This window comes from Bradyrhizobium sp. MI1.10, assembly GCF_055811035.1.
In genome coordinates, this window is record NZ_JBVVPN010000022.1 from 132,624 (window position 1) to 139,148 (window position 6,525).

The following is a 6,525-nucleotide window of genomic DNA, read 5'->3' on the forward strand; positions in this document are numbered from 1 at the left end:
CGTGTCCTGGCGGTTGAGTTGCACGTATTTCGACGGAGGTCATGGGATCACGCGACGTTTCGCGCCTGTAACGGTGAATCGAAACAGATTTCGGAATTCGGCACGGGCCGTCCGATCAGATAGCCCTGTACGTAGTCCACTCCTGCCGCAAGGAGGGCGTCCAACTGCGCTGGGGTCTCGACGCCCTTGGCCACCGTCGTGACATCAAGACCGCGCCCCAATGCCACAGCGGAGGCGACGACCGCGGCGCAATCCCTTCGCGTCGTGCAGCCCTGCACGATCGCCCGGTCGATCTTGAACTTGTCGAATGGGAAACTCTGGAGGTAGCTGGCCGCGGAATAGCCTAGCCCGGAATTGTCGAGGACGACGCCGACACCGAGGTTCTTCAGTTGTCGGACCGCAAGCAAGTGAGCCGCAGGATTCCCGCCCAAGAGCGCAGCGTCGGGAATTTCGAGTTCGAGGCGTTCGGGCGATAATCCCGATTCAACCAGCGCGCACAGCACGACGTCGAGCACATTACTCCTGTGGAACTGGGCGGCACCCATGTTGACGGCGACTCTGATGTGCGCCGGCCAAGCGGCCGCGTCCAGGCAGGCCTGTTGCAAGATCCATTCACCGAGCGGCAGCATCAATCCAGCCTGCTCGGCGACATTGAGGAACTGCGAAGGCGCCAGCACGCCCCTCGATGGATGGTGCCATCGCACGAAGCATTCCAGCCCGGTCAGCGCGCGCGTTCCGGCCTCGATCACCGGCTGGTAGTGCAGCTCGAACTCGTCGCGGGCCATCGCCTCCCGCAACTCGCCCTCCATCGACTTCTGTGTGTCGGCAGCCACGGTCATTTCCGGCTGGAAGATTCGGAAATCATTCCGGCCTGAGGATTTCGTCGCGTAGAGCGCGACGTCCGCCTTCTGTAGTAATATCTCCGCGTCGATGCCGTGCTCGGGCGCGAACGCGATGCCAATGCTGGTACCGACGCTGACACGGTTGCTGCCAAGATCGAACGGTTGCTCGACCAGACGAATGATCTTCAGCGCCAGCGCGATGGCACCTTCTCTCTGATCGCTTTCGTTCTCCTGGATGATCGCAAATTCGTCGCCACCGAGGCGGGCCAGCACATCGGTATCTCGCAGTGATGAGCTCAGTCGCTGCGCGACCTCGATCAGCAGCTGATCGCCTGCGGCGTGACCGAGCGTATCGTTGACGAGCTTGAACCTGTCGAGATCGAGCATCAGCACGGTAAACGTCGTGCCACGACGCTGCGACCGCCTTGCCGCTTCATCGAGCTTTTCCGCAAACACGGCGCGGTTCGCCAAGCCGGTGAGCAGATCGTGCTGGGCCAGATATGCGATCCGCTTCTCGTTTCTCGCCCGATCGGTGATGTCCTCGTGGGTCGTGAGCCAACCGCCGTACTGCATCATGTGGCGAGCAATCGCGATCACCCGTCCGTCCGCAAGCTCCCGCGTCTCACTGAGCTGCTTGACGTTCTGATCGAGATAGACCTCCGGCGCGACATCGACGAAATGCGTGCCTTGCTCGCGGCGATATTCGAGAATTTGCGCCAGTGTGGTTCCGCGCCTTATCCGATCGGGGTCAATATGGTAAATGTCGCAATAGCGCGCGTTCGACACCACGATCCTCTGCTCCGCATCGAACATGCAAAGCCCCTGAGCCATGTTGTTGAGGGCGGCATCAAAGCGCATGTTGATCGCCTCGAGTTCAGCGGCCTTCTGCGCCAACATTCTCTCGGCGCTCTTTTGCTCGGTGACGTCTTCGTGCGTCGCGACCCAGCCGCCATCCGGCAACGGCTTGCGCTGGATCAGTATCTGCCGGTGGTCTCTCAGCTCGTAGTCCTGCTGGCGCTGGGTCGGCATCAGCCGGACATGCTGGTCGACGCTGAGCGGACTGGCTTCGCCGCGATCCACGTAGTGCTGCAATATGAGTTGCAGGGGCGTACCGGGCCTGACGAGTTCGTCGGGCAGACCGTACATCTGCTGATAGCGACTATTCGATACCACGAGGTTTTTGTCTGCATCGAACAGGCAGAGCCCTTGGGACATGTTGCTGATGGCGACGTCGAAACGCGTGTTGATGCGTTTTAGCTCGGCAGCATTTTCCGCCAGCAAGGTCTCGTCGCGCCGCTTCTCGGTGATGTCCTCATGGGTCGCGACCCAGCCACCATCCTGCATCGGCGTACGCACGATCGAGATGGTCCGGCCATCGGCGAGCATGACGATCTTCGGAGTCCGGTGTCTTGCGCCGTCGAGGAATTCCTTGACGTCGAGATCACCCCCGGCGCTCTTGTAGTGGCCGACGATGCTGCCGAGCGGCGTTCCAGGTTCGACCTGCGCCTCAGTGAGATCATACATCTCACGATAGCGGCTGTTGGCGATCAGCAGCTTCTCATCGGCGTCGAACATGCTGAGCCCATGCGGCATGTTGCTCAACGCCGCGTCGAAACGGGAACTCGCGGCCGCGAGTGCGTTTGTTTGCCGTCGCAGCAGCAAGGTTCCGATCAGGATGATGGTGACGATCGCGGCAGCCGGCGGGCCGAAGGTGTAGAGATGCCGATACCACGGCTGCAGCACGTAATCACGCGAATAGGTCACGACCAGAACCAGCGGCAGCCCGGATACGGCCTTGTAGGCCGCAATGCGGTTGATGCCGTCGACGGGACTCGTCAGTTCGTATGAGCCCGCTTCCGAGACTGGCAGATACTGGGTAAACATCGGGCCGCCAGCAACAGACATGCCCAGCACATCTTTCTGTTCCGGCACGCGCGCCAGGATCCGTCCGTTGCGATGGATCAACACGACGGAGCCGCCCGGGCCCAGATTGATCTTGCGATAGATCTTCAACAGATAGGATTGATCCAATGGCGCGGTCACGACGCCCGCAAAGCTCCCATCCGAATTGTTCAACCGGCGCGACGCCGCACTGAACCATTTATCACCGCCTGCCGACCGATAGGGCGGCGCAACGAACAACTCGGTGCCAGCGCCATCGCGTTGCGCGATGAAGTGCGGCATTTCGGAGATGTTGCCGCGCGGCGGCGCACGGTCGTAGGAGTGCGCAACGACGGCTCCGGATGCGTCGGTCCAACCAACCGCGACCAGGATCGACGAGCTCTTGACCAGTTGACGGAGCGCGGTGTTGGCCGCGCCGGCGTCGGCGTATTTTCCGGACAAGGAATCGTTGCGGATTGCCTGCGCCTCGAGCAGGACACGATCGATGTCTTCGAACGTCACTGCGGCATGCTCGGCCAGGATGGCCGAAAGATTGAGAGCATCGGTTTTCGCAGAGGCGACCGCTTCTCGATAGCGAGCAGCCAGATCAACCAGAAACAGGGTGACGACAACGAAAGAAAACAGCAGCCCCAGGATCGTGACGGACGATCCTGGCGACCCGGCCAGCCTTCGCCAAGCTCTCAGCATTACATTTCTGTGGTTCGAGCGATCAGCTTCCACCATCGCCCGGTCGCACTAAGATTTGGTTGAGTTGCCTATCGCTAATTCACTCCGTAATCGTACGGAACTACGGCAGTAACTGTGTCGCAATGTTCGAAAAAGCTTTAGAAAAACGCACCATATTACCGTGTAGAACCGGTTTCAGCAGGGCGCCTCGCGTGCGCGGTGAGCTAAGATCATTAGCGAGATCGCGCGGAGGCGGGACGGCGTCTCGCCACGTCATTCCAAGGCCGGCGTCTGCGCAAGCGCGGGAAACCGGCGAAGATGGACGGAGGCCCGGGGGCGCTCCGTCGCGCCCCCGGTAACCACGTCGTTGCCGTTAGTTCTTGCTCTTGTCGACCAGAGCGCCCTTCTTGATCCAGGGCATCATGTCGCGCAGCTTGGCGCCGACTTCCTCGATCGGGTGTTCGGCGAGCTTGGCGCGGGTCGCCTTGAACGAGGTCTGGTTGACCTTGTTCTCGAGCATCCAGTCGCGGGCGAACTTGCCGGACTGGATGTCGTTCAGAACCCGCTTCATCTCCTTCTTGGTCTCGTCGGTGACAATGCGCGGACCGGTGACGTACTCGCCGTACTCCGCGGTGTTGGAGATCGAGTAGTTCATGTTGGCGATGCCGCCTTCATAGATCAGGTCGACGATCAGCTTCACTTCGTGCAGGCACTCGAAATAGGCCATCTCCGGGGCGTAGCCGGCTTCGACCAGCGTCTCGTAGCCACCCTTGATCAGCTCGACCAGGCCGCCGCAGAGCACCACCTGCTCGCCGAACAGGTCGGTCTCGCACTCTTCCTTGAAGGTGGTCTCGATGATGCCGGCACGGCCACCGCCGACGGCGGAGGCGTAGGACAGGCCGAGGTCGTGGGCGTTACCCGAGACGTCCTTGGCGATCGCGATCAGGCAGGGCACGCCGCCGCCGCGCTGATATTCCGAGCGCACAGTGTGGCCGGGGCCCTTCGGCGCGATCATGAGAACGTCGAGATCGGCGCGCGGGTCGAGCAGGTTGAAGTGGACGTTGAGACCGTGCGCGAAGACGAGGGCGGCGCCCTTCTTCATGTTGTCATGCAGGTGCTCGCGGTAGATGTCGCCCTGGAGCTCGTCCGGGGTCAGCATCATGACGAGGTCGGCCCATTTGGCGGCCTCGGCGACTTCCATCACCTTGAAGCCGGCAGCTTCCGCCTTCTTGGCCGAGGCCGAACCCTTGCGGAGCGCGATCGCCACGTCCTTGACGCCGGAATCCTTCAGGTTCAGCGCATGGGCGTGGCCCTGGCTGCCATAGCCGACGATGACGACCTTCTTGCCCTTGATCAGGTTCAGGTCGGCGTCGCGATCGTAATAAACACGCATGGTCGTTTCCTCGTTCAGGGGCCGAAATCGGCCGTTGGTCAGGTCTTGTCAGTCAGGTCTCGGACGGTGAAATTTGCGGATTTCGGGGGCTGTCTAGAGCATTTTCGGCCCCCTGGGAAACCCGTTTCTGCATGGAAAGTCGGGGCATCATGCATCCATGACCACGGGATAGAGGGACGCCAGCAGCAGGATGGCCATCAGGATGTTGAAGGCGCGGACCAGCCGCACGGAGGTCAGGACCGGCCGTAGTGCAGTGCCGAACAGGACCCAGACCACGGTCGAGACCGCGCCGACGAGTAGGCTGACCAGGGTCTGGATCGCGATATTGATGGGGAATTGGGCAATCGCCGCGTAGGCGGTGATTGTGCCGATCACGATCACCCAGCCCTTGGCGTTGATCCACTGGAACATCGCCGCGCCCCAGAAAGTCATCGGGCCGCGGCCAGTCTCACCATCAGGCGTGGTCGGGCCGGACAAGGCAATCACGGCGGCGAGGTAAATCAGATAGGCCGCGCCGGCATATTTCAGGATGGTCTGAAGGATCGGATAAGCCAGGAACACTGTGCCGAGCCCGAGACCCACGGCGGCGATCATGAAAGCAAAACCGATGACGATGCCGGCGACGTGGGGGATGGTGCGCCGGAAGCCGTAGGTAAGGCCCGACGCCAGCAGCATGATGTTGTTCGGCCCGGGCGTGAAATACATCACCACCATGAAGGCGAGGAAGGCATAGAAGAGCGAATAGGCCATGGTCACCTCACGCGGTCTTCGGCAGGACTTGCGGGCGCTTCGCCAGCACCATCACCGCGATACCGCTGATCACGGTGAGCATGCCGGCGAGGCGCAGCGGACCGAACCGTTCGCCGAACACGATGCTGGACGCGGCCGAGCCGACGAACGGCACCAGCAGCGCGAACGGCACCACCTGCGCAGGGGGATAGTCACGCAGCAGCCGGCCCCATAGCCAATAGGCGATGCTGGTGGAGATGCCGCCGATCAACAGCAGGCAAATCAGGCCGGTGAGCGACATGTGGATCAGCGACTGCCAGGTCGGCGTCGGTCCGTTGACGACCAGCGTGAGCGCGAACAGCGGCACCGCGGTGGCGAGGCACAACCAGGCGAACAGATCGAACATCGGCACGCCGCGAGCGCCCCTCAGCAGGATATTACCGAGCGCAAAGCTGACCGGAGCGATCATCAGCACGGCGAAGGCACCGACGCTGAAATCATAGCCGACCGTGCCGCAGATCATCAAAAGCCCGACGGCTGCGATGACGATGCCCAGCGTCTGAACCGGCGTCGGCCGCTCGCCGAATGCGATCGCGGCAAAGCCGACCGTGAACAGCGCCTGGCTCTGCACGACGACGGAAGTCAATCCGACTGGCACGCCATGGGCGATGCCATAGGCCTGGCTCAGAAACTGGCCGAGAAAGAGCGTAAAGCTGATCGCGATCAGGAGCGACCAGGCGACTTTCGGCTTGCGAATGAACAGGCACGGGACCGCGGCAATGGTGAAGCGCATCGCCGTCATGAGCTCCGGCGAAAATTCGTCGAGCGCGATCCGGCTCGCCACGAAGGCAAGCCCCCAGATGACCGCCACCAGGATGGCGATGAGGATGTCGGCCGGCTTCATTCCAAACTCCTAACCTCTCCCGCTTGCGGGAGAGGTCGCGCCGAAGGCGCGGGTGAGGGCTCTCTCCTCTTGGGGGTTCTCGACTGCGG

Annotated in this window: 4 protein-coding genes; all 4 read right to left on the reverse strand. The window is 61.9% G+C overall.

All coding sequences use genetic code 11. From position 1 onward, the window contains the following. Positions 1–47: 47 nt before the first annotated feature. The 4 genes from AC0L3K_RS23450 to AC0L3K_RS23465 all read right to left on the reverse strand — a co-directional run bounded on the left by AC0L3K_RS23450 (position 48) and on the right by AC0L3K_RS23465 (position 6,436). Positions 48–3,431 (reverse strand): bifunctional diguanylate cyclase/phosphodiesterase, encoded by a 3,384-nt coding sequence (locus tag AC0L3K_RS23450; protein WP_473366992.1) that lies wholly within the window; start codon positions 3,429–3,431, stop codon positions 48–50. 352 nt (positions 3,432–3,783) lie between these two features. Beyond that, the gene (gene ilvC, locus AC0L3K_RS23455) at positions 3,784–4,803 is read right to left on the reverse strand and encodes a ketol-acid reductoisomerase (protein ID WP_007600992.1); all 1,020 of its coding nucleotides are present in this window, start codon (positions 4,801–4,803) and stop codon (positions 3,784–3,786) included. A 147-nt stretch (positions 4,804–4,950) separates the two neighbouring features. Continuing rightward, complete coding sequence (locus AC0L3K_RS23460; RefSeq protein WP_473366993.1) at positions 4,951–5,553, reverse strand: LysE family translocator; 603 nt, start codon at positions 5,551–5,553, stop codon at positions 4,951–4,953. 7 nt (positions 5,554–5,560) lie between these two features. Further along, on the reverse strand, positions 5,561–6,436 hold the full coding sequence (locus AC0L3K_RS23465; RefSeq protein WP_473366994.1) for an EamA family transporter: 876 nt from the start codon (positions 6,434–6,436) through the stop codon (positions 5,561–5,563). Positions 6,437–6,525: the final 89 nt, after the last annotated feature.

Coding starts and splice junctions, on each gene's coding strand:
- AC0L3K_RS23450 (WP_473366992.1), bottom strand. CDS start 3,431: ATGCTGAGAGCTTGGCGAAGGCTGGCCGGGTCGCCAGGATCGTCCGTC.
- ilvC (WP_007600992.1), bottom strand. CDS start 4,803: ATGCGTGTTTATTACGATCGCGACGCCGACCTGAACCTGATCAAGGGC.
- AC0L3K_RS23460 (WP_473366993.1), bottom strand. CDS start 5,553: ATGGCCTATTCGCTCTTCTATGCCTTCCTCGCCTTCATGGTGGTGATG.
- AC0L3K_RS23465 (WP_473366994.1), bottom strand. CDS start 6,436: ATGAAGCCGGCCGACATCCTCATCGCCATCCTGGTGGCGGTCATCTGG.